The sequence below is a fragment of the Mesorhizobium sp. M0848 genome, from assembly GCF_040319805.1.
In the GTDB taxonomy this organism is placed as follows: domain Bacteria; phylum Pseudomonadota; class Alphaproteobacteria; order Rhizobiales; family Rhizobiaceae; genus Mesorhizobium.
The window spans coordinates 103,458-128,430 of record NZ_JAMYOM010000016.1 but is presented as its reverse complement, the minus strand read 5'-3'; the positions used below and the strand labels follow the sequence as shown (position 1 = coordinate 128,430).

Annotated in this window: 19 protein-coding genes; 7 read left to right on the top strand and 12 right to left on the bottom strand. The window is 65.1% G+C overall.

Features of this window, described 5'->3' with window-relative positions; translation table 11 throughout:
- Positions 1-33: 33 nt before the first annotated feature.
- On the bottom strand, positions 34-3,948 hold the full coding sequence (locus NKH95_RS19540; protein ID WP_352892583.1) for an AsmA family protein: 3,915 nt from the start codon (positions 3,946-3,948) through the stop codon (positions 34-36).
- A 131-nt stretch (positions 3,949-4,079) separates the two neighbouring features.
- Here NKH95_RS19540 and NKH95_RS19535 point away from each other — a divergent pair, with 131 nt between their 5' ends.
- Positions 4,080-5,066, top strand: a complete 987-nt coding sequence (locus NKH95_RS19535) for a Dyp-type peroxidase (protein WP_352892582.1) — start codon at positions 4,080-4,082, stop codon at positions 5,064-5,066.
- A gap of 30 nt (positions 5,067-5,096) precedes the next feature.
- On the opposite strand, the gene NKH95_RS19530 is transcribed toward NKH95_RS19535, so the two are convergent.
- Positions 5,097-5,618, bottom strand: coding sequence for a hypothetical protein (locus NKH95_RS19530; RefSeq protein WP_352442263.1), 522 nt, complete (start codon positions 5,616-5,618; stop codon positions 5,097-5,099).
- A gap of 119 nt (positions 5,619-5,737) precedes the next feature.
- Positions 5,738-7,150, bottom strand: coding sequence for an FAD-binding oxidoreductase (locus NKH95_RS19525; protein WP_352892581.1), 1,413 nt, complete (start codon positions 7,148-7,150; stop codon positions 5,738-5,740).
- A 102-nt stretch (positions 7,151-7,252) separates the two neighbouring features.
- Between NKH95_RS19525 and NKH95_RS19520 the strand changes: the two genes are divergently transcribed.
- Together NKH95_RS19520 and NKH95_RS19515 are read left to right on the top strand one after the other, a co-directional pair.
- Complete coding sequence (locus NKH95_RS19520; RefSeq protein ID WP_352761659.1) at positions 7,253-7,732, top strand: thioesterase family protein; 480 nt, start codon at positions 7,253-7,255, stop codon at positions 7,730-7,732.
- A 221-nt stretch (positions 7,733-7,953) separates the two neighbouring features.
- Entirely contained in the window at positions 7,954-8,151 is a 198-nt protein-coding gene (locus tag NKH95_RS19515) for a hypothetical protein (RefSeq protein ID WP_013531006.1), read from the top strand.
- A gap of 16 nt (positions 8,152-8,167) precedes the next feature.
- Here the strand turns inward: NKH95_RS19515 and NKH95_RS19510 are convergent, their stop codons facing one another.
- Positions 8,168-8,647, bottom strand: a complete 480-nt coding sequence (locus NKH95_RS19510) for an Lrp/AsnC family transcriptional regulator (protein WP_352442261.1) — start codon at positions 8,645-8,647, stop codon at positions 8,168-8,170.
- A gap of 89 nt (positions 8,648-8,736) precedes the next feature.
- Between NKH95_RS19510 and NKH95_RS19505 the strand changes: the two genes are divergently transcribed.
- Positions 8,737-9,645, top strand: coding sequence for an EamA family transporter (locus NKH95_RS19505; RefSeq protein ID WP_352892579.1), 909 nt, complete (start codon positions 8,737-8,739; stop codon positions 9,643-9,645).
- A 10-nt stretch (positions 9,646-9,655) separates the two neighbouring features.
- Here the strand turns inward: NKH95_RS19505 and NKH95_RS19500 are convergent, their stop codons facing one another.
- Positions 9,656-10,543, bottom strand: a complete 888-nt coding sequence (locus NKH95_RS19500) for a dienelactone hydrolase family protein (protein WP_352892577.1) — start codon at positions 10,541-10,543, stop codon at positions 9,656-9,658.
- Positions 10,544-10,977: 434 nt separating this feature from the next.
- On the opposite strand from NKH95_RS19500, the gene NKH95_RS19495 reads away from it, so the two are divergent.
- Positions 10,978-11,412: a hypothetical protein gene (locus NKH95_RS19495; protein ID WP_013530999.1), complete on the top strand. Its 435-nt coding sequence runs from the start codon at positions 10,978-10,980 to the stop codon at positions 11,410-11,412.
- A gap of 135 nt (positions 11,413-11,547) precedes the next feature.
- Here the strand turns inward: NKH95_RS19495 and NKH95_RS19490 are convergent, their stop codons facing one another.
- Positions 11,548-13,863, bottom strand: a complete 2,316-nt coding sequence (locus tag NKH95_RS19490) for a glucose/quinate/shikimate family membrane-bound PQQ-dependent dehydrogenase (RefSeq protein ID WP_352776023.1) — start codon at positions 13,861-13,863, stop codon at positions 11,548-11,550.
- A 252-nt stretch (positions 13,864-14,115) separates the two neighbouring features.
- Here NKH95_RS19490 and NKH95_RS19485 point away from each other — a divergent pair, with 252 nt between their 5' ends.
- Positions 14,116-16,779, top strand: a complete 2,664-nt coding sequence (locus tag NKH95_RS19485; protein ID WP_352611242.1) for an ATP-dependent helicase — start codon at positions 14,116-14,118, stop codon at positions 16,777-16,779.
- A gap of 281 nt (positions 16,780-17,060) precedes the next feature.
- On the opposite strand, the gene NKH95_RS19480 is transcribed toward NKH95_RS19485, so the two are convergent.
- From NKH95_RS19480 to NKH95_RS19460, 5 genes are all read right to left on the bottom strand, one after another.
- A complete protein-coding gene (locus NKH95_RS19480) occupies positions 17,061-18,110 on the bottom strand; it encodes an ABC transporter permease (protein WP_128303519.1) in 1,050 nt (349 codons plus the stop codon).
- Positions 18,107-18,904 (bottom strand): ATP-binding cassette domain-containing protein, encoded by a 798-nt coding sequence (locus NKH95_RS19475; RefSeq protein ID WP_352892574.1) that lies wholly within the window; start codon positions 18,902-18,904, stop codon positions 18,107-18,109. The genes NKH95_RS19480 and NKH95_RS19475 overlap by 4 nt, the downstream gene beginning before the upstream one ends.
- Positions 18,905-18,993: 89 nt before the next feature.
- Complete coding sequence (locus tag NKH95_RS19470; protein WP_352892570.1) at positions 18,994-20,007, bottom strand: substrate-binding domain-containing protein; 1,014 nt, start codon at positions 20,005-20,007, stop codon at positions 18,994-18,996.
- A gap of 103 nt (positions 20,008-20,110) precedes the next feature.
- Positions 20,111-21,019 carry a sugar phosphate isomerase/epimerase family protein gene (locus tag NKH95_RS19465; protein ID WP_352722477.1) on the bottom strand — a complete coding sequence of 303 codons (909 nt, stop codon included), beginning with the start codon at positions 21,017-21,019 and terminating at the stop codon, positions 20,111-20,113.
- A complete protein-coding gene (locus NKH95_RS19460) occupies positions 21,016-22,047 on the bottom strand; it encodes a Gfo/Idh/MocA family protein (RefSeq protein WP_352892565.1) in 1,032 nt (343 codons plus the stop codon). The genes NKH95_RS19465 and NKH95_RS19460 overlap by 4 nt, the downstream gene beginning before the upstream one ends.
- A 196-nt stretch (positions 22,048-22,243) precedes the next feature.
- On the opposite strand from NKH95_RS19460, the gene NKH95_RS19455 reads away from it, so the two are divergent.
- The gene (locus NKH95_RS19455) at positions 22,244-23,269 is read left to right on the top strand and encodes a LacI family DNA-binding transcriptional regulator (protein WP_128303515.1); all 1,026 of its coding nucleotides are present in this window, start codon (positions 22,244-22,246) and stop codon (positions 23,267-23,269) included.
- Between the two features lie 142 nt (positions 23,270-23,411).
- Here the strand turns inward: NKH95_RS19455 and NKH95_RS19450 are convergent, their stop codons facing one another.
- Positions 23,412-24,965: a trimethylamine methyltransferase family protein gene (locus tag NKH95_RS19450; RefSeq protein WP_352892560.1), complete on the bottom strand. Its 1,554-nt coding sequence runs from the start codon at positions 24,963-24,965 to the stop codon at positions 23,412-23,414.
- Between the last annotated feature and the right edge of the window lie 8 nt (positions 24,966-24,973).

The following is a 24,973-nucleotide window of genomic DNA, read 5'->3' as shown; positions in this document are numbered from 1 at the left end:
ATCTGCGGATCGCCGGTCAGGAAGGCGTTTGGCCTACTGCAGCGACTTCAGCAGATTGTCGATCGTGAACGGATTGGACTTCGGCTTGGTCGGCGGCGGATTGTCGTTGGCCTGCGGCAGCGGCGCACGCTCCACCTTGGGAGCCTGGCGCGCGGCCTTGCGCTCGGCCTCGAGCCTTGCCTTTTCCTGCGCCGCGATGCGCACCGCCTCTTCCGCCTTCTGCCGCTCCTGCTCGGCCTGCGCTTTGGCCGCCTCGTCGGCGGCCTGCTTTTCGGCAGCCGCCTTCGCATCGGCATCGGCCTTGGCCTTTGCGTCCGCCTCAGCCTTGGCCTGGGCATCCGCTTCCGCCTTTACCTTGGCGTCCGCCTCGGCTTTCAGCCGCGCCGCTTCCTGCTGCTTGCGCAGTTCTTCGGCCGCCTTGTCGCGAGCATCCTGCAGCGCCGCGTAGTAGCGGACCTCGCGCCGAAGCCGCTGCTTTTCGAGCAGCGCGGCCTGCATCGCCTCGACGCGCTGCTGTTCCTTTTCCAGCGCGCGTTGGGTCAGGAACTGCGCCAGCGGCTCACTGTCGAATGCTCGTTTTACCGCGCCGAACGGCCCCTCGGCGGTGAAATTCACGACCGGCTCGGAGCCGACCAGCGCCTCGTCGCCAGGCCGATAGGTGATCGCACCCTTGGCCGACACCGTGGCCGCGTTGAGATCCGCCGTGACGTCGGCGGACAAGGTAGCCGCCGGATTTTCCAGGCTGACCGGCGGCGCCCGCAGCGTGCCGCCGGCAACCGTGAAGGCTATGTCGGTGTCCTTGGCGGCTAGACTGCCATCAGCGGCGATGTCAGGCGCGAAGCCGGCAGTCTTGGCCGCATCGATGTCACGCCCGATCGCATCCGCCTTGACGAGGAACGCACTGAACGCATCTGGATTGACGCCAGCAACTTTCACGCCCTTCAACGCCGCAGTGCCGGAGCCTGATAAGGCGGCCACCATCCCTTCGACCGATTTGCCGCTGCTTGACAGCGCTGTCGAGAAGTCGCCGATGCCGCTGATGCCGGCATCCGGCAGCACGGTCGCCAGATCGGCGCCCGCCAGTTTCATCTGGCCAGTGAACAGCCCGGTGCCGTCATTGTTCTTCAGCTCGAACAGGCCGCTGAGCGCCCCGCCAAGCAATTTCGCCTTGAGATCCGAAACGCGGATGCCTTCCTGGTCGAGCTTGAGCGAAAAAGCGGCGTCATAGGCCGTGGCGAACCGCCCGGCGGCAAGTGCTGCCGTGGTCAGGTCGAGGTCGGCGGTGAAAGGCAGGCTGGATTTCTGGCTGAACGGTGTCGCCGGCCACACGCCACCCTTGCCTGCCCCATCCTTGTCGGTCCCGTCTTTGTCGGCAAGAAAGGCGGAATCGCCGAACAGCGCCACCGCCATGGGATCGAGGTCGAGTTCGTCGAGCGCCAGCGCCCCAGCCAGATGCGGCACGCCGTTCTTTACATCGATATTGACGTCGCCGGACACCGCCGCTTCGTTGATGGCGCCGCTGAGTTCGTCCAGCACCAGCAGACCGTTGCCATAGTCGCCCTGCGCGGCGAGCGACGTCGACATGCCCGCCCCCATGCCGGGCAGACCGATGCCTGACGTCATCAGCCATGGCTCGATGTCGGCGGCATCGAGGCTGAGCTTGCCCTTGGCGGCGAAGCCCTGCGGCGTATCGGCGATCGTGCCTTCGAAACCAGCCTTGAAGTCGTTGCCGGCAAGGCTGAAATTCGTCGCCAGGCCGCCACCCAGCGTTCCCTTGGCCTGAATGTCGGTGCTTGCCTCGCCCAGCATGCCGAGCGGCAGCGCCGGCAGGCCGTAAAGGGCCAGCAGCGCGGTGGCGTCAGGGTTCTTGGCGTTGAAGGTAAGCGCCACCGGCGCTTCGAGAAGCTTGTCCACCACCCCCTTCCCCGACAGCGATGCGGAAAAGGCCGAGCCGCCGGCCTTGCCTTGTCCGCTCACCGCCAGGCCGGTGGTGCCGTCGCCATTGTCGGCCGCACTCGCCACCAGGTCGACACGCGCATCCTGGAACAGCTCGGGATAGGCAGCGGCGCGGCTCGCCAGCCCTTTCAGCACGGCACTGTCGGGATAGTGCTGGGCGGCGACGTCGACCAGCGGCTTCAGGTCGACGGCAACCACCGACGCATCGAGCTTGCCGGTCGGGCTCGCCGGGAAATCCTTGATCCTGCCGGTGGCGCTGATCGAGGCGCCGGCCAGCCCGCCCACCGACAGCCGGTCGATTTCGAGCAGCCCGTCGCGCAGCCTGAGCGCCGTGTCGACGGTATCCGCGGTCAACCCGCCAGCGTTGACCGGCCCTGCCTTGATCTGGAAATCGAGGTCGCGGTCGGCAAAGCGATTGGCGCCCTTGTCGCTGACGAAGATCGAGGCGAAGGCCGCCAGCCCGTCGACATCGAGGTCGCCCCCTTCGAGACGCATCAGCACTGAGGGCTTGGCATCGTCGGGCTGGCTGGAATCGATGCGGCCGGAAAACCTCGCCTTACCCAGGATCAATTCGAGATCGCTGAAGGCCTGGCGCTTCTGCGAGAGGTCGACCTTGGCCTTGAAGCCGGCGGCAGGCAGACGGCGGATCGCCTCGTCGACATCCTTCGACAGCCAGGCGGCAAAGCCGGAGGGTTGCGCCACGGCCAGCAGCAGCGAGCCGTTGAAGCCGAAATGACCCTCCAAATTGAGCACGAGCATGCCATCGGCTTCCAGCGTGGTGCGGCCGGGCAAGGTCGCGGCAAGAGATTTCACCGACCAGCCGCCATCGACCGGCTCGGCGGAAAGATGCACGTCGCGCACCGTGGTGTCGCCGGCCACCACCGCCGGCAGCTTGACCTCGACGGTGCCGGGGATAGTCGGCTTCGGCATGTCGAGCAGCGCCTGCTCAAACGCCGCGATGCGCTGGTCCAGCGTCAGGCCGGCGCCGGCCTCGGCGCCCACCGCCTCGTCGAACTGCACCTGCGCGCCATTGGCCTCGATGGCGAAACTCGGTTTCAGCCCGAGATCGACAGAAGCCTTGCCATCGGCGGTGTAGGGGTTGTCGAGCGGCCCGGTCTCGAAGCGGAATTCGTCGACGCCCAACTTCTGGTGGTCGAGCGAAAACTTGCCGTTCAGCCGAAAGCCCGGATCGGGCTTGCCGGCGGAAACCTTCACCGTCTCACCGTCGGTGCTGCGCAGCTCGGCGCTGTTCTTGTCCGCACCGGAGATTTTGAATTGGCCGGAATAGACGGCAGCGCCATTGACAATGCCAGCATTGCCGTCGGCTTCGATGACCAGCGGATAGGCGTCCGGATCGGCCTTCAGCCGCAGCCGCATCTGCCCGTTGCCTTCAGCCTTGCCGGTGGACGCGGTGACCGCGGTGCGCAACCCGTCCAGCCGCAGCGTGCCGTCCATGCGCCATGGCCCGGCCAGCGATTTGGCCGAGATAGTTGAATTGATCTCGGAAAACAGATGGCTGCGCCCGCCGGCGGCATGGCGCAGTTCGATCTGCCCTTCCGTCACCGTCAGCTTCTCGATCGAGATCTGGTTGAGGTCGAAGGGCGAGGACGGCCGCATCGCCCAGTCGACCGTGCCATTGTTGGCGATGTCGATGGTCGCTTTCGGCCGCACCAGCCGCATGTCGAAGATCAGCACTTCGCCACGCAGGAAGGGCGCCAGTTCCGCATCCATCGAAAACGTCTCGACGGTCATGGCCGGCTGGCCATTGGGGCCGCCGGCGACAGCGACATTCGAGAAGGTCACCGAGGGGAACGGCAACAACCTTGCCGTGGCGTCGCCCTGCACAGTCACCTTGCGGCCGAGAATGGCGCTCGCCTCGCGCTCGAATTGGGCGCGGTAGCCTGTCCAGTCGACAAAATACGGCACCACCAGCGCCGCACATAGCACCAGCACGAACAGGCCACCAAAGATCACGAACAGGCGTGCGAGCATCAGCTCCGAATGGGTTGATTGAAATTCTGCCGCACTCTACCCGCATCCGCGTGTCGATAAAGAGGCAATTCATCCAGTGTTGCGCGATCCCGGATGATCTGAAACAAATCCTCGCAAAGCGGAGAATTCGGATGTCTGGGAAGAACTGGGATCGCGTGCCGATCGACGCGCAAAGCGTCGACGCTCCGCTGTCGCTTTCGGCGGTCTTTCTTGTCGTCACCGTCGCCGGCGAGCAGACCGCGCTCGCCAAGGTGGCCTCCGTGCTTGGTGGGCTCGACGATCTCGTCAAAACCGTCGGGTTCCGCGATCTTTCCGGGCGGCTTTCGTGCATTGCCGGCATCGGCCGCGATCTCTGGGATCGTCTTTCTCCAGATCGGCGGCCGCTGGAACTGAAACCGTTTGCGCCGATCAAGGGATCCGTTCATTCGGCGCCCTCGACCGCTGGCGATCTTCTCTTCCACATCCGCTCCGAACGCCCCGACATGTGCTTCGAGTTCGAGCGCATTCTGCTCGACAATCTCGGCGACGGCGTGAGCGTCGTCGACGAGGTTTCCGGCTTTCGCTATTTCGATGCGCGCGACCTGCTCGGCTTCATCGACGGCACCGCCAACCCGACCGGCCTCGATTTGCCCGCCTCTGCGCTCGTCGGCGATGAAGACGCCGACTTCGCTGGCGGCAGCTATGTCGTCGTCCAGAAGTACCTGCACGATCTCCAGGCATGGGGGCGGACGCCGACGCCTCTCCAGGAAGAAATCATCGGCCGCACCAAGATCGACAACATCGAAATCGACGATGACGACGCGCCGCGCAAATCACACAAGTCGCTGGCCACCATCGAGGATGCCGATGGCAACGAGTACGACATATTGCGCGACAACATGCCGTTCGGCAGGCCCGGACAAAACGAGTTCGGCACCTATTTCATCGGCTATTCCAGATATCTTTGGGTGATCGAGAAGATGCTGCAGCGCATGTATATCGGCGACCCGCCGGGCGCCTACGACCGCCTGCTCGATTTCTCGACGCCGCAGACCGGCACAACGTTCTTCGCGCCAACCCGCCCCATGCTGCAGGCGCTTGTCGAGGGCGCGCAGGAGAAGCTTCCCGCCGCCCGGTAAAGAACGGCTGACGGCCTCTATCGGCGAAGATCAGCGTGCGTCGCGCTTCGCTTGTGCCACCTTGCCCGCCTTGCGCTGCCGGCCGAGTTCCGCCGGCCGGACCAGCTTCGGCGCCCGCTTGCTAGCCACGGCGCGCATGCCCTTGTGAGCCGTCCGCGAATTGAGCGCGGGACCGTCCGCCGGCGCATTTTGCTTCATGGCCAGCACCTTGCGCGCATTCCCAACCAGCGAAACGCTGGCCGCCAGTTGCCGGCGCCGCTCGGCCTCGCCATTCAGCCGCCGCATCGCCATGGCCAGCACCGCCAGCTTTACCTGCGAACCGCCATCGGACTTTGAGGGCGCAGCACCTTTCGGCGCTCCCTTGCCCCGCATTTCGCGGCGGCGCCGATGCGCCTCGGTCTGCGCCTTGTCGCGCCGGTCCCGCAACAGCTTGACCAGACCGGCAAGATCGGCGTCGGAAAGCTCCTGCACCGAAGGATGGTGCGATTTCTCCACCAATTCCTGTTCGTCGGCGCTCAGCGCCCGCGCCTCTTCCTTGCGTGAAATCGCCATGACGCTTCTCCTCCGCTGGCACGCCTGTCTGTTTCAGGCCTCGCTGCTCGGCGAAGTCTCGGCCCGAATGGTGGCATGGTCAAGACGAGCCGCCTGCGGCCTTGCGCTGGAGGATTCGCCTAGTCCCCCGGCAAAACCTTGCCCGGGTTCATGATATCAAGCGGATCCAGGGCCTGCTTGATCGTGCGCATGATGTCGACGCCGTGGCCGAGTTCATGGCGCAGGAAGCCGATCTTTCCCTGGCCTATGCCGTGCTCGCCGGTGCAGGTGCCGTCCATGGCGATCGCCCGCATGTTGAGCCGCGCGACGAACTTTTCCGACAATGCGATCTCCTTGGGATCGTTGACATCCATCAGCACCAGCACGTGAAAATTGCCGTCGCCGGCGTGGCCGACGATCGGCGCGATCAGACCCATCTCGGCTATGTCGGCTTCGGTTTCCATGACGCATTCGGCAAAGCGCGAGATCGGCACGCAGACATCGGTCGACAGCCCCTTGGCGCCCGGCCGCAGTGTCAGCGACGACCAGTAGGCGTCGTGCCTGGCCTTCCACAGTTTTGTGCGCTCCTCGGCGACGCTGGTCCATAGGAACGGCCCGCCGCCATTCTCCTCCGCGATCATGCCAAAGGTCTCGGCCTGTTCGGCAACGCCGGCATCGCTGCCGTGAAACTCGACGAACAGGCACGGGCTTTCGGGATAGTCGAGCTTCGAATAGTTCTTCATCGCCCGCATCTGCAGCGCGTTGACCAGTTCGATGCGCGCCACCGGGATGCCCATCTGGATCGTCGCGATGACCGCGTTGCAGGCCGCCTCGACGCTCGGAAACGGGCAGACGCCGCCAGAGATCGCCTGCGGGATGCCTTGCAGCTTCAGCGTCAGCGAGGTGATGATGCCGAGCGTGCCTTCCGAGCCGACCAGCAGCCGCGTCAGATCATAGCCGGCCGAGCTCTTTTTCGCGCGCTTGCCGGTCGTCACCGTCTCGCCGTCGGCCATCACGGCGGTCAGTGACAGCACGTTCTCGCGCATCGTGCCGTAGCGCACGGCATTGGTGCCGGACGCCCGCGTCGCCGCCATGCCGCCGAGCGAGGCATTGGCGCCCGGATCGATCGGAAAGAACAGGCCGGTGTCGCGCAGATGCCGATTAAGGTCCTCGCGGGTGACGCCGGGTTCGACCGTACAGTCGAGGTCCTGCGGATTGACCGCCAGGATGCGGTTCATGCGCGACGTGTCGACCGATATGCCGCCGCCCGGTGCGTTGGTGTGACCCTCCAGCGAGGAGCCGACGCCGAAGGCGATCACCGGCACGCGGTGCGCGGCACAGGCCCGCACGATCTCCTGCACCTCGGCGGCCGTCTCGGGAAACGCGACGCCGTCCGGCGCCTGCGTCGGAATATAGGTGGTGGTGTGGGCATGCTGCGAGCGGGTCGCCTGGCCGGTCTGGAATCGCTCGCCAAGCTGCTGCTTGAGGATGCCTAGCACGGCGGCGATGCCCTCCTCGTTGCGTTCGACCGGGTTGAGGTCGCTCAGAGCCATGAATTCCTCCGCGAATGGACCAGCGTCCACGCTTGTTATGCGTCTATGGATGCGTAGTCTCCGGAGCCACGCTCTGTCCAGCACCAGAACAAGGAAGTTTCGATGCCCATCCCCACTCCCTTCGTCTCAAAACCCATGGACATCGAGAAGGACTGGATCGACTACAACGGCCATCTCAACATGGCCTATTACAACGTGCTGTTCGACCGCTGCTCGGACGACGCCTTCGAGGCAATGGGCATGGGACCGAACTATGCCAGGGATCGTCGCCTCACCATCTACACGGCCGAAGTCCATGTCTGCTACGTGCAGGAGCTGCATCTCGAGCATAAGGTCACGGTCTCTTTCCAACTCATCGACCACGACGACAAGCGGCTGCGGGCCTATCAGGAAATCCGCCATGTCGACGGCTGGCTGGCCGCGACGTCCGAATCGCTGTCGCTGCATGTCGACATGTCCGGGCCGAAGGTGGCGCCCTTCCCCACCGATGTGCTGGCCAGGGTCGAAGCCATGCGCGCCGCCCATTCGGCACTGCCGATGCCGGAACGGGCCGGCCGCTCGATCGGCATCAAACGCAAATAGGGCGACGATCGGACCTCAAAGCCACACCTGCAACCCAAAATCGCGGGACCTTCAAATCCACCGACACCAGTGCTTGAAGCGGCTTGGCGGCCACGTTAACCTTACCAAGGTTTTAACGGGAACAAGCCATTTGAGCCGTTGCGCGACTCAGCGGGTCGGTCGAAAACGATCCGCATCGAGGTAGCGACACGGGCGGCGCGGCGCCGGTTCGAGGAAAGTGCATGAAAACCGACATCAAGGTCGAGGTGGACAGGCTGGCTGCCGATCCGCGCATCACCGACTATGATTTCTGGCGCTCGCTCAAGAACGTCAACAACGAGATCTTCCACATCGCCAACAACAACGAGCCGATCCCGTTCGACATGATCCGCTGGCGCGCCATCCTGAAGCAGGCGCGCATGAAGCGCGGCCACGCATAGGTCCTCTCCCTGTACGTCAAGCCTGGCGCCTCAATGCCGCCAGGGCCGAGCGCGCCACCACCGGCGACGACTGGATGATCGCCGTATTGGTCATCGCATAAGGAATAATGCGGTCGATCACCCGCTCGAGGTCGGCCACCGAGCCGACATGCGCCAGCGCGACGAAACAATCCTCTCCGGTCACGCGATCGCATTGCACGATCTCCGGCAGTTCGCGGATGATCTCGGCCACGACGGCCAGTTGCCCCGGCACCGGCCGGATGCGCAGCCATGCCGACAGCGGCAGGCCGAGTGCCGCCGGGTTGATCCTGACCGAATAGGCCTCGATGACGCCACTTTCCTGCAGCCGCTTGATGCGCTCTGCCACGCTCGGCGCCGACAGGCCAACCGAGCGTGCCAGCTCCGCCGTGCTGGTGCGCGCGTCCTTCTCCAGCAGACGCAGGATCTTCATGTCGGCGGCATCGAGATCGGCACTTTCAGTTCGAAGGCGCTTCATAGGAAATTCCTTGCTTCCGAGAGAACTCTCGCCAGACGAGCCCATCATCACTCATATAAACCGGCAAATATGCCTGCGATACTGATCCGATGGATGATCAAACGCAAGCTCTTACAGCAGACCCTGCCCCCGGCAATCCCACCCTCGCCAGGCTGACGGAAAAATTGCCGCCGCATGTCTGGTTCGGCGTCAGCGCCGTCTTCCACTATCTCGGGCCGGCTTTCGCCGTGCTGCTTTTCCCGCATGTCGGCGTGCTCGGCATGGCGTGGCTGCGCATCGCCACGGCAGCACTCATCTTCGCACCCCTGACCCGTCCATGGCGAAGCTTCGCCCGCGCCGATCGCTCGACAAGGCTGCTGTTGCTGGCCTTCGGCGCCTGTCTGGCGGTGATGAACTGTTCGTTCTACCTGGCGCTCGACCGCCTGCCTATCTCGCTGGTGGCGGCGATCGAATTCGTCGGCACCATCGGGGTCGCGGTGGTCGGCCTCAGGAGCTCGCGCAATCTTGCCGCCCTTGCCGTCGCGGTGACCGGCACCTTGCTGCTCATCGACGTCAGATGGTCCGATGATCCCATCGGGCTGTTCTGGGCCTTCCTCAACGGCGCGCTGTTTGTCGGCTACATCGTGCTCGGCCACCGCGTCGCCGCTTCGGGCGCAGGCAGCGGCATTGCCGGCCTGGGTGCCGCCATGGCGATCGCTTTCGTGGTCGTGCTGCCGATCGGCTTCACCGATGCGCTGCCGGCCTTTTTCTCGCCGCCGCTGCTGCTCGCCGCCATCGGCGTCGGCATCTGCTCGTCGGTTATCCCCTACATCTGCGACCAGCTCGCCATGTCGCGGCTGCCACGCGCGAGCTTCGCGCTGATGCTGTCGCTGCTGCCCGTCACCGCGACGCTGATCGGCGTCGTCGTGCTGCGCCAGATTCCAAGCTTTACCGATTGCCTCGGCATTGCGCTTGTGGCCGCCGGCGTCGCCTTCCACAAGCCGGCGAACACGGATTAGACGGACGCCCCTATGCCAGTTTCTGCTTGAGGAAGGCGATCGTTCTGCCCCAGGCCAGGTCGGCCGCCTTCTTGTCGTAGCGCGCTGCCGACGTGTCGTTGTTGAAGGCATGGTTGGCGCCTTCATAGACATAGACCGTGTATTCGACATGCGCCGCGTCGAGTTCCTTCTTGAAGGCGTCGATGCCGGCATTGATGCGCTCGTCCAGTCCGCCATAGTGCAGCAGCAAGGCCGCCTTGATCTTGGACATATCGGCGGCCTTCGGCTGCATGCCGTAATAGGCAACGCCGGCACTGAGATCGGGGGCGTTGATGGCCAGCATGTTGACCGTGCCGCTACCCCAGCAGAAGCCGATGGCGCCGACCTTGCCGTTGCCGTCCTTGTCGCTCTTGAGGAAAGCGACGGTCGCGACACCGTCGGCGATGGTCTGCGCCGGATCGAGCTTGGCGAACATGTCGCGCGCCTTGTCTTCATCGGTTGGTGTTCCGCCGAGCGGCGACAGAAAATCCGGCGCCAGCGCCACGAACCCCTCCAGCGCCACGCGTCGCGTCACATCGCGGATATGCGGGTTGAGCCCCCTGTTCTCATGCACGACGATCACCGTGCCGAGCTTGCCCGCCTTGTCCACCGGCTTGACCAGATAGCCCTTCATTTCGCCGCTGCCGCCGGGATAGCTGATGTCCTCGCCCTTCACCCGCGGATCGTTGTCGGCGACAACAGCCGCTTGCGCCGAATTTGCCGCCAGAAGCGGGGCGATCGCGGCGGCCGCCGCACCCGATCCGGCAAGCCGGGTCAACTGCTCCATGAACCGGCGGCGATCGAGCGTCAGATGCGTATATTCGTCATAGGCGTCGATCATCGCCTGGGTGATGGCGGGCTTGGCGTCGGGTTTCGTCATGGATCGGGTCCTCTGCTTCGGGCTTTAATTGCCAGCTACATAGGGACCAAGCCGGCATGGTCCAGTCGAGCACTCATCGCGGCCGCCGATTGCCTCAGGGCGTAGGCCGCTGGCCGCGTCCCGGCAGTAAAGCCGGTGCCATGCACGGCCGTGTCATCACTTTTTGGTCATTGGCGATAAATCCTGCTGGCGCTGCCACAATCGTGAGGGAAGGTGGCTATCGACGGTATCTTGACCGCGTGCCTACACGTCAAACCCAGAAGGAAGCGATGACCATGACCATGCCTTCCCCGATCCTCGCCAGCGCGCTCGTCCTTGCGGCGGCCGTCGCTTTGGCCCTGTGCTCGATGGTTCTGAACGCAGGCAGACGATCGTTGATCAGGGTCCGCGCTGAGCGGAACCGCAACACGAAAAACCAGGGTTGAGGTGACGCTATGAACGTCCAGGACATCGTCAACACCGTTTCGCAGAAGGCCGGCCTCGACCAGGCGACGACGGAGAAAGTCGTCGGCACCATTTTCTCGGTGCTCGAACACGAGGCGGAAGGCACAAGCGCCTCGGCGTTCTTCGCCAAGATCCCCGGCGCCGACGACCTCGCCCATCAATATGACGTCATGGCCGCCGCTCCGGCCGGCGGTGGCGGTTTTCTGTCGTCGTTGCAGGGCGCGCTTGGCGGCGTTCTCGGCGAGAAGGCCGGCGCGCTGATCAACGGCATCGCCGCGCTCAAAGCATCCGGGCTCGATATGGCGCAAATCCAGAAGGCCGGTGCAACGCTGATCCAGCAGGCCGAAGCCGCCGCCGGCCCCGACCTGACCAACAAGGTGCTCGGCTCGGTGCCCAGCCTGAAGGGTCATCTAGGGATTGGCTGATCGACAACGGGTCGATCGGAAGATTTGCCGCCCCTCATCGCCCAGTCGGGCACTTCTCCCCGTCACTATACGGGGAAAGACACCGGCACAGATGAGGGGCGGCGCGACCTCTGAAAGATCGCGTTACCCTGTCGCCTACTTCGGCAGCGCGTAGGCCATCACATAGTCCCCAGGCTTGGTGCCGACCGAACCGTGGCCGCCGGCGACAATGACCACGAACTGGCGGCCGTCGGCGACCGTATAGGTCATCGGCGTCGATTGCCCGCCGGCCGGCAGCCGCGCCTGCCACAGCTGCTTGCCCGATGTCAGGTCGTAGGCGCGCAGATAGTCGTCGACCGCGGCCCCCAGGAAGGCGACGCCGCCAGCCGTGATCATCGGCCCGCCGATGCCCGGCACCCCGACTTTCAGGGGCAGCGGCAGCGGCGTCATATCGTAGACGGTGCCGTTGCGGTGCTTGTAGGCGATCTTGCCGGTCCTGAGATCGGCGCCGGCGACATAGCCCCAGGGCGGCGCCTGGCAAGGAATGCCGAGCGGCGACAGGAACGGTCCCATCACCACCGCATAGGGCGCGCCCTCGTTGCGGTTCAGCCCCTGCTCGCTGCCGCGCCCTTCGTCCGGCGGCGGCACCTGATCGCGCGGGATCAACTGCGATTTGAACGCCAGGTAGGTCGGCATGCCGAACAGCACCTGCCGGACCGGATCGACGGCGACGCCGCCCCAGTTGAAGGTGCCGAAGTTGCCGGGGTAGATCAGCGACCCCTGGACGGAAGGCGGCGTATAGCGACCCTCATAGCGCAGGCCCTGGAATTCGATCCGGCAGGCCAACTGGTCGAACATGGTTAGGCCCCACATGTCGGCGCCGGTGAGCGGCTTCGGCATGAAGGTGAGATCGGAGACCGGCTGCGTCGGCGATGTGTGGTCGCCTTCGATCGCGCCGCCCGGCGCCGGCACTTCGTTGACCGCAATGACCGGCTCGCCGGTGCGGCGGTCGAGCACATAGAGGTCGCCCTGCTTGGTCGGTCCGACCAGCGCCGGCACCACCGTGCCGTCGGGTTTGGTGATGTCGATCAGGCTCGGCTGTGCCGGTACGTCCATGTCCCAGAGATCGTGGTGCACGGTCTGCCGCACCCATCGCACCTGACCGGTGTTGAGGTCGAGCGCGGTGATCGACGACGAGAACTTCTCGACATTGGAACTGCGCCCGGCGCCGAGCTGGTCCGGCGTCTGGTTGCCGAGCGGCACGTAGAGCAGGCCGAGCTTCTCGTCGGCGCTCGGCGTCGACCACATGTTGGGCGAGTTGGCGGTATAGGTCTGGCCGGCCGGCAGCGGCGTCGTCTGGTCCGGATTGCCGGAATCCCAGTTCCACACCAGCGCGCCGGTGGCAGCGTCGTAGGCGCGGATGACACCGGACGGCTCCTGCGTCGAATAATTGTCGTTGACCGCGCCGCCGACAATGATCTTGCCGCCTGATATCAGCGGGGCCGAGGTCGAGTAGTAATAGCCCGACTTCGGATAGGGCATGTTGGTCAGAAGGTTCAGCGTGCCGCCCTCGGCGAAAGCCGGGCAGACCTGCCCGTTGGCGGCGTCGAGCGCGATCAGCCGCGCGTCCGAGGTCGGCAGGTAGACGCGGGTCGCACAGGGCTGCCCGGCGGCGCCGGCGGCATCGGCATAATAGGCCACGCCGCGGCAGGTCTGGTGCTGGCGGTCCTTGTCGAGCTTGACCTTGGGATCGAAGCGCCATTTCTCCTTGCCGCTCGCGGCATCGATGGCGATGGCGAAATTGTGCGGCGTGCAGATGTAGAGCGTGTCGCCGATCTTCAGCGGCGTCACCTGATAGGTGGTCTCGCCGACATCGTCCGGACCCTTCACGTCGCCGGTCTGGTAGGTCCAGGCAGGCTGCAGCTTGGCGACATTGTCCGGTGTGATCTGGTCGAGCGGCGAATAGCGCTGGCCGAACTGCGTACGTCCGTAATAGTGCCACTCGCCGGCCGGCACATCATTGCCAAGATTGGCGTTGGCGACCACCTTGTCAGTGCCAAGTTCGCCGGCAATGTCCTTCGGATCTGAAGTCATCGAATAACCGGCGACGGCCAGCGAGGCCAGCACGGCAAGGATCAGCGGCGCGCGTGCGTCAGGGCCGACAAGACCCCGCCTCGCCCACGGCGTCAGCAGCCACAAAGCGAGAAGCACGATGATGCCGCCGCGCGGTCCAAGTTCCCACCAGTCGAAGCCGGTTTCCCAGACCGCCCAGGCCAACGTGCCGAGCACGATCACCGCGTAGAGCCACAGTGCGGTGGACCGGCGCCGGTAGAGCAGCCAGGCGGCGATCAGGAAGGCAAGGCCGGCAACGACATAGTACCAGCTGCCGCCCAGCATCGCCAGGCGGATGCCGCCGCCGCCGAGTGCCAGGCCGATGAGGAAAAGAATGAGGGATGTGATGGTGACAGCCAAGATGATACTCCTTCGACTGTTGCGCTTCGCGGCGCGGCCATGGCAACCCGGCATTGCGTCGCTGCCCGAAGCACAACTTTCTCCTGACGGTCCCGCCTGTCAAGCACGGGCCTCAAGCGCAGGCGGTAATGGTCCATCGCAATTGGAATAACATCGACCGCAGTGGGAGCGCGGGGCAGCAATCGGGCACTTTAGCGGAACAAAACGTAGACAGTTCTGGTCTTTCCCCACCGAATCACTACATTCGGGGCAATGTCCGGCTTTTCCGAAGACATGCCCTTTTTCGACGAACCCAATGCGCGGCCCACGGCCCCGTCGGGCATCGCCGCGCGCGCCATGGCTGCCCGCAGCGGCCACAACAACGCGCCCGACTATCTCAAGGGGCTGAACCCCGAGCAACGGCTGGCGGTGGAAACCACCGAAGGCCCGGTTCTGGTGCTGGCCGGAGCCGGCACCGGCAAGACCCGCGTGCTCACCACGCGCATCGCTCACATCCTCGCCACCGGCAAGGCGTTCCCGTCGCAGATCCTCGCGGTGACCTTTACCAACAAGGCCGCGCGCGAGATGAAGATCCGCATCGGCGTGCTGATCGGCGAAGGCAATGTCGAGGGCATGCCATGGCTCGGCACCTTCCACTCGATTGGAGTGAAGCTGCTTCGCCGCCATGCTGAACTCGCCGGTTTGCGCTCCGATTTCACCATCCTCGACACCGACGACGTCGTGCGGCTGATCAAGCAGCTGATCCAGGCCGAAGGTCTGGACGACAAGCGCTGGCCGGCCAAGCAGTTCGCCCAGATGATCGACGGCTGGAAGAACAAGGGGCAAGGCCCGGCCGACATCGCCGAGGGCGATGCGCGCGCCTTCGCCAACGGCAAGGGCCGCGAGCTCTACAAGGCCTATCAGGAGCGGCTGAAGACGCTGAACGCATGCGATTTCGGCGACCTGCTCTGCCACCCGATCCGCATCTTCCGCGCCAATCCGGACGTGCTCAAGGAATACCATAAGCGCTTCAAATACATCCTCGTCGACGAGTACCAGGACACCAACACCGCCCAGTACATGTGGCTGCGGCTCCTGGCGCAAAGGCCGGATGCCGGGCGCAAGCCTTCGGCGACTAATCTCCAATCGGCCGAAGGCCGCAAGGACGACCGTCCGTCCGAGCCGTTGCGAGGCCCCCGCGGAGGGCCCGCGCCGGCAGGCGCGGAACAGCCCGTGAGCGTGAATATATGCTGCGTCGGCGATGACGACCAATCCATCTATGGCTGGCGCGGCGCCGAGGTCGACAACATCCTGCGCTTCGACAAGGATTTTCCCGGCGCCACCATCATCCGGCTGGAGCGCAACTACCGCTCGACCGCGCACATACTGGGGGCCGCCTCCCACCTCATAGCCCACAATGAGGGCCGCTTCGGCAAGACGCTGTTCACCGACCGCAACGAGCCGGAGGACGGCAAGGTGCATGTCCACGCCGCCTGGGATTCCGAGGAAGAAGCGCGCGCCGTCGGCGAGACCATCGAGACCTACCAGCGGCAAAAGCACAATCTCAACGACATGGCGATCCTGGTCCGCGCGTCCTTCCAGATGCGCGAATTCGAGGATCGTTTCGTCACGCTCGGTCTCAACTACCGCGTCATCGGCGGCCCGCGTTTCTACGAGCGCATGGAGATCCGCGATGCGCTGGCCTTCTTCCGCGTGGTGGCGCAAGGCGCCGACGACCTCGCCTTCGAGCGCATCGTCAATGTGCCCAAGCGCGGCCTTGGTGAAGCCACCATCCGCCAGATCCACGACACGGCCCGCGCGCTGCGCATCCCAATGCTGGAAGCCGCCGCCAAGCTCGCCGAAAGCGACGAGTTGAAGCCGAAGCCGCGCGCCGCCTTGCGCGAAGTCGCGGCCAATTTCGAACGCTGGCAGAAGGCGCTGGAAACCACGCCGCACACCGAACTCGCCGAGACCATTCTCGAAGAGAGCGGCTACACCGACATGTGGAAGAACGACCGCTCGGTTGAAGCCCCCGGCCGGCTGGAGAACCTGAAAGAGCTGATCCGCTCGATGGAGGAGTATGAATCGCTGCGCTCCTTCCTCGAGCATGTCGCACTGGTCATGGACGCTGAGCAGAACGCCGGGCTCGACGCCGTCTCGATCATGACGCTGCATTCGGCCAAGGGCCTCGAATTCGAGACCGTCTTCCTGCCCGGCTGGGAAGAAGGTCTGTTCCCGCACCAGCGAGCGCTGGACGAAGGCGGCCGCTCCGGGCTGGAGGAAGAGCGCCGGCTTGCCTATGTCGGCCTGACTCGCGCCAAGAAGAACCTGCATCTGTGGTTCGTCTCCAACCGCCGCATCCACGGCCTGTGGCAGTCGACCATCCCGTCGCGCTTTCTCGACGAACTGCCGGAAGCCCATGTCGAGGTCGCCGAAAGCGGCAACTCCTATGGCGGCTACGGCAACTCCTACGGCGGCGGTTCTTTTGCCTCCGGCCGCGGCGGCCAGGGCGCAGGACGGCAGAACCCCTATGGCGCCTCGCGCTTCGACAATGTCGGCGCCGACACCGAAAAATCCGGCGCCTTCTCCAACACCTATGCGACGCCGGGCTGGCAGCGCGCGCAGGCCAACCGCACCGAAGCCACCGACCGCAACTGGGGCTCGCGCTCCGGCCACCAGGTCGAGCGCATCGGCTATGGCGAGACCGATTCCGGCTACGGCGCCGGCCGCACCTCGGTCAAAGGCCGCACCATCGACGGCGAACTGGTCGCCAAATCCGTCGCCGACACGCCATCGCCCTTCAATGTCGGCGACCGCGTCTTCCACCAGAAATTCGGCAACGGCAACATTTCCGCGATCGAAGGCAACAAGCTGACCATCGACTTCGACAAGGCCGGCCAGAAGCGCGTGCTGGACGGGTTCGTCGCGGCGGTGTGAGCGCCCGCTTGCCCTACAAGCGACCATTCTCTGGCGGAAGCCCCACCTTCGTCATCCACGGGCGGAGCAGGAGCGAAGCGACGTCGCGGAGACCCGAGGATCCATGCCGCGACCTTCGCCCAGAAATGCAGCGGAGCAGAATTCCACAACCGCAGCGGTACTTTTAAGTCGCGGCATGGATCCTCGGGTCTGCGCCGCGTCGCTACGCTCCTTGCTTCGCCCGTGGATGACGAAATGATGGGCGTCCGCGCAAGGCATGCGGTTCGCCAACGAAACAGCCCTCACCGATACCTTGCCTGGTTCCACTTATGCCCGAGCAGCGACAGGATGATGATCAGGCCGTTGAAGAACTGCACGTAGAAGCCGCTCAACCCCGCCGCGACGACGCCGGTCTGGATGAACGACACGGTGACGGCGCCGATGGCGCCGCCGACCACGGTGCCGATGCCGCCCCAGGTCGGCGTGCCGCCGACGAACACCGAGGCCAGCACCGGCAAGAGATAGCCATCGCCGGCGGTCGGCCACCAGGTGAAGTTGATCATCACCGAGAAGGTGCCGGCGAGCGCCGCACCGATGCCGACGAAGACGAACACTTTCACCCGCACGCGCTTGACGTCGATGCCCATTTGCTGGGCGCTGTCGGGATTGTCGCCCACCACCCTCACCTGCGCGCCGAAGCGATGCCTGTTATAGAGCATCGCCGACAGTACGACGAAGCCGATGGCCCAGAAGATCTGCACCGGAATGCCCAGGAGCTGGCTTGAGAAGATCGTGTAGGCCCAGCTGTCGCTGAGGCTGGTCAGCGCCATCGACTTGCCTTCGTTGATGATCTGGATCAGGCCGCGCAGCAGGAAATTCATGCCGAGCGTGGCGATCAGCGATGACAGTCCGCCATAGACGACCAGCGAGCCTACCAGGAAGCCGAGCAGCATGCCGGTGACGAGCGCCGCGGCGATGCCGAGAAACGGATCGTAGCCGGCCTGCACGACCAGCGCGAAGACCCATGAGGCAAAACCCATCGTTGCCGGAAACGACAGGTCGATCTCACCGCAGGTGACGACGAACACCAGCGGCACCACCACGAACAGCGCCACCGGCAGCGTCGTCAGCACCGAGCGGTAGAGATACCAGGTGGTGAAGACGGTCGGGTTGGCGATCAGGAACACCGTCATCATGACGATGAACACGGCGAGCGTGCCGAGCGCGGCACGGTTGTCGAGGATGAAGCCGCGCATCCAGTGATCGGATGGGTGTTTCCACTCTTTCTGGGCACTGGGGCGGGGAATGCCGGCGGACGGCTCGTGCAGATCGGGCTCCATGGTCTTGCTCATCGTGCTCTCTGCTCCGCGTCGCCGGCATCGTGCAGCCCGGCCAATCCGCCGGGATGCGCGACCTCTTCCATGAAGTTGATGAGATCTTCGGCCGACTTGACCTCGCTGCGGTCGGTCGTCAGTGCGACCTTGCCGCGGTCGAGCACGACGAAGCGGTCGGCGATGTCGAAGACATGATGGATGTTGTGGCCGATGAACAGGATCGAGCGGCCGCTCGCCCGCACCTGGCGCACGAAATGGAACACCTTGGCGGTTTCGGTCAGCGACAACGCCGTCGTCGGCTCGTCGAGGACGATCAACTCCGCCTGCTTGTAGATGGCGCGGGCGATCGCCACGCCCTGGCGCTCGCCACCCGAAAGCTGGCCGACGATCGACTGCGGCGTGAACACTTTCGAGGTGAAGCCGATCTCGCGCATCAGCCGGCTTGCCTCCTCGATCTCCTTGTTGACCCTGAGAAAGCCCAGGAATCCGGTCAGCTCGCGGCCCATGAAGACGTTGCGAACGATGGTCTGCTGCACGGCCAGCGCCCGGTCCTGGAACACCGTCTCGATGCCGGCCTCGCGGGAACGCGCGGCGCTCCACCCGGTCACCGGCTTGCCGCGCACGAGGATTTCGCCACTGGTCGGCTTGACCACGCCGGAGAGGATCTTGATCAGCGTCGACTTGCCGGCGCCATTGTCGCCGAGCAGGCCGACGACCTCGCCGCGGTCGACGCTGAGATTGACCCCGCCCAGTGCATAGACCTGGCCATAGGATTTGCTGATGTCGCGCAGTTCGATGAGGCGTTCTGCCATCGGATCCTCGCTTTGATTGTCGCTTGCCGGCTTCGTCGCCAGCGGTCCCACCGGCCGGGGCCTGAGATCCCGGCCGGCGGCTTGGGAGGTCAGCGCAGCGCCTGCTTGGCGAGCTCGGCGACGATCTCGTAATTTTCGGGCGTGACGAAGCCGGCGCCGGTGTCGACATTCATCGGCGCCAGCCCCAGCACCACCTGCTGGCAGAGGCTGAGGATCGGCAGATAGCCCTGCAGGAACGGTTGCTGGTCGGCGGTCAATTGCACCCAGCCGCCCTTGAAGCCCTCGACGATCTGCGGACTGGTGTCAAAGCCGAAATTGAAGATCTCGCCCGCCTTGCGTCCCGCCGCCTGCATGTAGGTCGAGACATTGCCGAGCATCTGCCCGCCGGGATAGCCGACCGCCTTGACGTCGGGATTGTTGAGCAGCGCCGCGGTGATCACCGGAATGGCCAGATTGGGATCGGACGCCCATTCGCCGCTCGGCGGTGAGGACAACTGGATGACCTCGACGCCGGCCTCCTTGAGCGCCGCCACCGTGCCGCGCTCGCGCGCGCCGCGACTTTCGTTTTCGAACGGACCGATCATGATCGCCTTGTCGCCGGCCTTCAGCTTGCCGAGCTTGAACGCCTCGGCGCCGAGCGCGCGGCCCTGCTGTTCCTGCTGGGCGCCGACATAGCCGCCGCCAAATGCCGCCATCACCTTCGGCACCGGCACGTTCTGATACATCATCTTGATGCCGTCCTTGTGCGCCTGTTCGGCGAGCGGCATGATCGACGCGTCGCCCGGATGGCCCATCATGGCGATGCCGTTGGGCTTGACCGCGACGGCCTCGCGCAGTTGCTGCACCATCTTTTCGATGTCCCACTGGGAGAAGATGTAGTCGACCTTCGGCCCGAGATCGGTCTCTGCCTGCTTGGCGCCATTATAGACGATGGTGCCGAAAGCGTCGCCCTCGGCGCCGCCGACGAAGAAGCGGATGTGGACATCCTTGCACCATTTGGCGTCGAGCGCCTGCGCGGGCAAGGTGGAGATCGCAGCGGCAAGCACCGTGGCGGCGGCCACGACGGTCGAGCGCAGAACGGTCCTTCTCATCGTCATGCTCATGCACTTATCCTCCCTTTTTGTCCTCGCAAGCGAGGGGTTTCGACATTCGCTTCGGCAATGCGCGCTACAGACATCCCGGCCGGCTCCTCCCGCCGGCCGATCCTCACATCGGGTTCGGCAGGTAGCTGGCCCCTCCCCGGCATTGCTTGAGATATTCCAGCGCCCGCACCTGGCCGGTGATCTCGAGGTCGCCGCGATAGACCGGGTCGTGCCAGCCTTCGATATCGATGGCCCCCTTGTAGTCGGCCAGTCGCAATTCGCTGATCACCCGGGTCCAGTCGCTGTCGCCGAAACCGGGCGTGCGCATCTGCACGAAGGGCAGTCGGCCGAACACGCCATGCTCGCGGATCACGTCCCAACGCACCGTCGCGTCCTTGCCGTGCACATGGAAGATGCGCGGCGCCCATTTGCGGATCTGCGGCATCGGATCGATCAGATAGACGAGCTGGTGGCAGGGCTCCCATTCGAGGCCCAGATTGTCGTCCGGCACTTCGTTGAACATCATCTCCCAGGCGTCCGGATTGTGGGCGATATTCCAGTCGCCGGCGGCCCAGTTGCCGTCCATGGCGCAGTTCTCGAAGGCGATGCGGACGCCCTTGTCGGCGGCGCGCTTGGCCAGCGGTCCCCAGACCTCCTTGAAGCGCGGCAGGCTGTCCGGCAGAGGCTTGCCGCGCAGACGGCCGGTGAAGCCGCTGACCATCGAGGTGCCGAACAGATGCGCGTTGTCGATCACCGTCTCCCAGGCCTTGAGCACGCCGCGGTCGACCTCGCCGTCTTCCAGCGGATTGCCGAACACGCCGAGCGAGGACACGGTGACGTCGGCATCGCCGATCGCCTCGCGGATCTGGCCGGCGAGAAGCGGCAGGTCCTTGCCGCCAAGCGTCTGCCAGAAGAAGGGTTGGATGCTCTCGAAGCCGAGCGGCAGGATCTGTTTGACGTAAGCCGCCGGGTCGTCGAGATTGGCCCGCACCATGGTGCCGATCCGGATGTCGAGAAGCGGGTTCGGCGTCATTGTGCGTCCTCTGCGATTGTCACGCGGCGGCCGGTCTCGGCGCTTTCGATGGCGCCGAAAACCATGGCCAGGCTCTTGATGTTGTCGGCGCCGCGCGTTTCCGGCTCGGTGCCGGTCTCGATGGCGTCCACGAAATCCTGGAGAATGCCGAGATGGCCGCCGACGCGATCGGACGCATCGAGCGGCGGCACCGCGATCGGCTGGGTTTTGTCGAACATTCCGTCGCGGCCCGGCATCACTGCTTCTGCCCTCAGGTCGTCATGACCGTCCCAGATGAGGCTGCCGCGCTCGGCGACGATGCGCCATGTACTTTCCCAACTGGTGCGGAAGCCGGCGGCGCACCAGCTGCCGGCATAGGTGAAGACCTTGCCGCGGCCGAGATCGAAGACGGCGCTGGCCGACGATCCCTGCCGGTACCAGGAATTGGCCGGCTCCCATTCCTGGCAATAGACATTGGCCGGCTCGCCGGCGACCATGTAGCGGGCGGCGTCGAAGGTGTGGATCGCCATGTCGAGCAGCAGCACATGCGCCATCTCCTCGCGAAAGCCGCCGAAATGCGGCGCGACGAAGAAGTCGGCGTGGATGCTGGTCGGCGTACCAATGGCGCCGGAATCCAGGAACCTGCGGATGCGCCTGACATCGGCGACATAGCGGCGGTTCTGCACGACCGCATGGATGCGCGCGGCGCGGCGCGCGGCCTCGACGATGGCGCGCGCATTTTCCCGACTGTCGGCGAGCGGCTTTTCCGTCAGCAGATGGCAATTGTGGGCAAAAGCGGAAAAAGCGACTTCGCGCCGGGCGGCTGGAACCACCACGTCGAACACCGCTTGCGGTTTGGTCTGGTCGAGCACGGCGTCGAGATTGCTGCCGATGACGGCATTGGTGAGATCGTATTCGCGCGCCCTCGCCCGTGCCCTCTCGGCATCGAGATCCACGAGGCCGACAAGGGTGAGCCCGTGTATCTGCCTGATGGCATCGAGCCAGGCCTTGCTCATCGCTCCGCAGCCGACCAGGACGACATCGATCATCCAGCGCTCCTCCTCCGCTCGGTCCCTCCAGACCGATCGTCACGGCATTCACGGCAGGACCGTAAACGTTTTTCCGTAAACGTTTACGAGAACACACCCGAAGGCGTAGAATGTCAATTGGCCGTTGGCGAAAATCGTCCTGTCGCCTTGGCCTCAGCGGCCACCGGTGCTAGCCAAGCAAGGGGAGTACAGTCACTTGGCATCCAGCATTCACGACCTTGCCCGTCACCTGAACATTTCGATCGGCACGGTGTCGCGAGCGCTGAACGGCCGCGCCGACGTCAATGCCGACACGCGCCAGCGCGTGCTCGAGGCGGCCAGGACGCTCAACTATTCGCCGAACCAGTCCGGCCGCAGCCTGAGGCAAGGCGCCACCCATTCGATCGCCTTCATGCTGCAGCCGCATCCCGGTGACCAGCAATATGGCGAGCCGTTCTTCATTCCATTCCTGATCGGGCTGCAGGCCAGGCTTGCCGAAAGCGGGCTCGACCTGACCGTGGTCATGGGGGCGCCGGGCGACTACCAGCAGGAGCGCCTGCGCCGTGTCGTCGAAACGCGCCGCGCCGACGCGGTGCTGCTGGCCTGGACGCGGCGCGAGGACGAGCGCATCGACTATCTCACGCAAGCCGGCTTTCCCTTCGCCACGCTCGGCCGCAGTCGCTCCGGGGCCAAGTCCTATCCTTCCCTCGACCTCGATTTCGAGAAGGCCGGCGCCGACGCCGTCGACCGCCTGGTGGCGCGCGGCCACCGCCGCATCGCAGCCGTCCGTCCGTCGCTCGACCTCAACTTCGGCTATTTGTTCCTGGCCGGCTACCGCAAGGCCCTAAAGCGGCACGGCATCGAGATCGACCCCGAGCTGATCGCCTCCGGCTTCATCAACGAGGCCGGCGGCTACGAGGTGACGCCTCAGGTGATGCGCTCCAAGGCCCCGCCGACCGCCATCATCTTCAACAATGACGCAATGGCGCTGGGCGGCTGCAAGGCGCTGGCCGAGATGGGCATCAGGCCGGGTCAAGACATGGCGGTGACCGTCATCGTCGACACGCCGCTCTGCCGCTATTTTTCCCCGGCGCTGACCGCCTTCCGCCCGGCGCTGGAGCCAATGGGACAACGCCTCGCCGAAATGCTGCTGGCGTCGCTTCCCGCCTTCGCCGGCCCGGAGGGGCCGCGGATCATCCGCGAGGTCTGGCCGCTGGAGCTGGTCGCACGCGACAGCGATTGATGGTGGCAGCAGGACCGCCGATGTCGTCCTCCCCTCAAACAGCACACCGGTGCCGCAGTGCACCGGCCGCAACCTTGAATGCGCGGGAGGCGCTGTAGGCTCCGGATCGCGCCACAACCAGGGCGATCAGCGAGAGCCGGCCTTAAGACACCGGCGCCGCTCCGCCCTCTGCCGTGCGCCGCGCGATAAACTCATCCAGCACGCCGGCGGTGGCGGCAGCCGTTGCCGGCGGCGCGAAATCGGAAAGCACCCGCCTCCAGACGCCGGTGGCGCGCTCGCTCGCCGTCTTCGACCCTCTTTGCGTCCAATTGCCGAAATTCGACCAGTCGGCCACCAGCGGTTCGTAGAAGGCGGTGCGGTAGCGCACCATGGTGTGGCCGGCCGAGAAGAAATGGCCGCCCGGCTGCACCTCGGCGATCGCCTCGAAACCGATGGCATCGCTGTCACCCGGGGTTACGGCACAGAGTTCAGCCACCGTCTGCAGCGCCTCGATGTCGGTGATCAGCTTCTCGAAGGAGACACTGAGGCCGCCCTCCAGCCAGCCGGCGGCATGGATGCACATCGTCGCCCCAGCCAGTACCGAACCCCACAGCGCGAACTGCGTTTCGTGCGCGGCCTGCGCATCCGAGATGTTTGCGGCACTGCCGCCGCCGGACCGCCACGGCAGTCCGGTGAAGCGCGCCAGCTGGCCGGCGCCCAGCGTCGCCTTGACATGCTCGGGCGTACCGAAGGCCGGCGCACCGGATTTCATGTCGACATTGGAAGAGAACGAGCCATAGACGACCGGCGCACCCGGCCGCACGATCTGCGCCAGCGTCAGCCCGGCCAGCGCTTCGGCGTGCTGCAGCGTCAACGCGCCGGCCACCGTGATCGGCGCCATGGCGCCTGCCAGGCAGAACGGCGTGATGACGGAGATTTGGCCCGCGCGGGCGAAATCGATGATGCCTTGCGCCATCGGGATGTCGAGCTGGCGCGGCGAGTTGGTGTTGATGACGGTGTAGCAATATGCATTTGCCAGAAACTCGTCCTGCGACAGGCCGCGCGCCAGACGAAGCATCTCGAACCCGTCCTGGACTTGCGGCGTGCCGCGCGCGAAGACGAATGGAAACTTGTCCGACAGCGTCAGCTGCGCGCGGTTGACGGCATAGTGCCGAAAGCGGTTGTCGACATCCTGCGGTTCGATGCAGGGCCCCAGCATATGCAGCACGTCGAAATGCTGCACCAGCCGCATGAGATCCTCGAAATCCGCCAGTGTTCCCGGCCGCCGGCCGCGCTCGAGATCGGTGACGTTCGGCGCCCCGCATCCGGCCAGGAAGGTCATCGAGCCGAGCTCCAGCGTCAGATCGCGGGCGCGCGAACCGGCGTGAGCGTGGATCGATCTCGGCGCCGAGGCGAGTGCCGTCGTCACCATGTCGCGCCCGATGCGCACCATGTCGGTGTCCGGATCGACCAGCGCGCCGGCGCTGGCGAAAAGCTCACGCGCCTGCGGCAGCAGCACCTTGATGCCGAGCTCTTCCAGCACCCGCAGCGCGGTGTCGTGAATCGCGGCCACCTGATCGTCCGAAAAGATCGGCTGCGGCAGGAACGGGTTCTTCAGCGAATGGTAATTCGGCCGGCGGCTGCTTTCGCTGCCGGCCTCGCCCGTGCGTCCACGCCGGCGTTCGCGCCTGCCATCCCGTGCCGCGTCATCGACCATCGGAAATC

What these genes read in the sequence shown, in the direction of transcription:
- NKH95_RS19465 (WP_352722477.1), bottom strand. Translation starts at nt 21,019, where the DNA reads ATGACGCCGAACCCGCTTCTCGACATCCGGATCGGCACCATGGTGCGG.
- NKH95_RS19505 (WP_352892579.1), top strand. Translation starts at nt 8,737, where the DNA reads ATGGATGATCAAACGCAAGCTCTTACAGCAGACCCTGCCCCCGGCAAT.
- NKH95_RS19535 (WP_352892582.1), top strand. Translation starts at nt 4,080, where the DNA reads ATGTCTGGGAAGAACTGGGATCGCGTGCCGATCGACGCGCAAAGCGTC.
- NKH95_RS19530 (WP_352442263.1), bottom strand. Translation starts at nt 5,618, where the DNA reads ATGGCGATTTCACGCAAGGAAGAGGCGCGGGCGCTGAGCGCCGACGAA.
- NKH95_RS19475 (WP_352892574.1), bottom strand. Translation starts at nt 18,904, where the DNA reads ATGGCAGAACGCCTCATCGAACTGCGCGACATCAGCAAATCCTATGGC.
- NKH95_RS19520 (WP_352761659.1), top strand. Translation starts at nt 7,253, where the DNA reads ATGCCCATCCCCACTCCCTTCGTCTCAAAACCCATGGACATCGAGAAG.
- NKH95_RS19525 (WP_352892581.1), bottom strand. Translation starts at nt 7,150, where the DNA reads ATGGCTCTGAGCGACCTCAACCCGGTCGAACGCAACGAGGAGGGCATC.
- NKH95_RS19460 (WP_352892565.1), bottom strand. Translation starts at nt 22,047, where the DNA reads ATGATCGATGTCGTCCTGGTCGGCTGCGGAGCGATGAGCAAGGCCTGG.
- NKH95_RS19495 (WP_013530999.1), top strand. Translation starts at nt 10,978, where the DNA reads ATGAACGTCCAGGACATCGTCAACACCGTTTCGCAGAAGGCCGGCCTC.
- NKH95_RS19470 (WP_352892570.1), bottom strand. Translation starts at nt 20,007, where the DNA reads ATGAGCATGACGATGAGAAGGACCGTTCTGCGCTCGACCGTCGTGGCC.
- NKH95_RS19480 (WP_128303519.1), bottom strand. Translation starts at nt 18,110, where the DNA reads ATGAGCAAGACCATGGAGCCCGATCTGCACGAGCCGTCCGCCGGCATT.
- NKH95_RS19500 (WP_352892577.1), bottom strand. Translation starts at nt 10,543, where the DNA reads ATGACGAAACCCGACGCCAAGCCCGCCATCACCCAGGCGATGATCGAC.
- NKH95_RS19510 (WP_352442261.1), bottom strand. Translation starts at nt 8,647, where the DNA reads ATGAAGCGCCTTCGAACTGAAAGTGCCGATCTCGATGCCGCCGACATG.
- NKH95_RS19450 (WP_352892560.1), bottom strand. Translation starts at nt 24,965, where the DNA reads ATGGTCGATGACGCGGCACGGGATGGCAGGCGCGAACGCCGGCGTGGA.
- NKH95_RS19540 (WP_352892583.1), bottom strand. Translation starts at nt 3,948, where the DNA reads ATGCTCGCACGCCTGTTCGTGATCTTTGGTGGCCTGTTCGTGCTGGTG.
- NKH95_RS19485 (WP_352611242.1), top strand. Translation starts at nt 14,116, where the DNA reads ATGTCCGGCTTTTCCGAAGACATGCCCTTTTTCGACGAACCCAATGCG.
- NKH95_RS19515 (WP_013531006.1), top strand. Translation starts at nt 7,954, where the DNA reads ATGAAAACCGACATCAAGGTCGAGGTGGACAGGCTGGCTGCCGATCCG.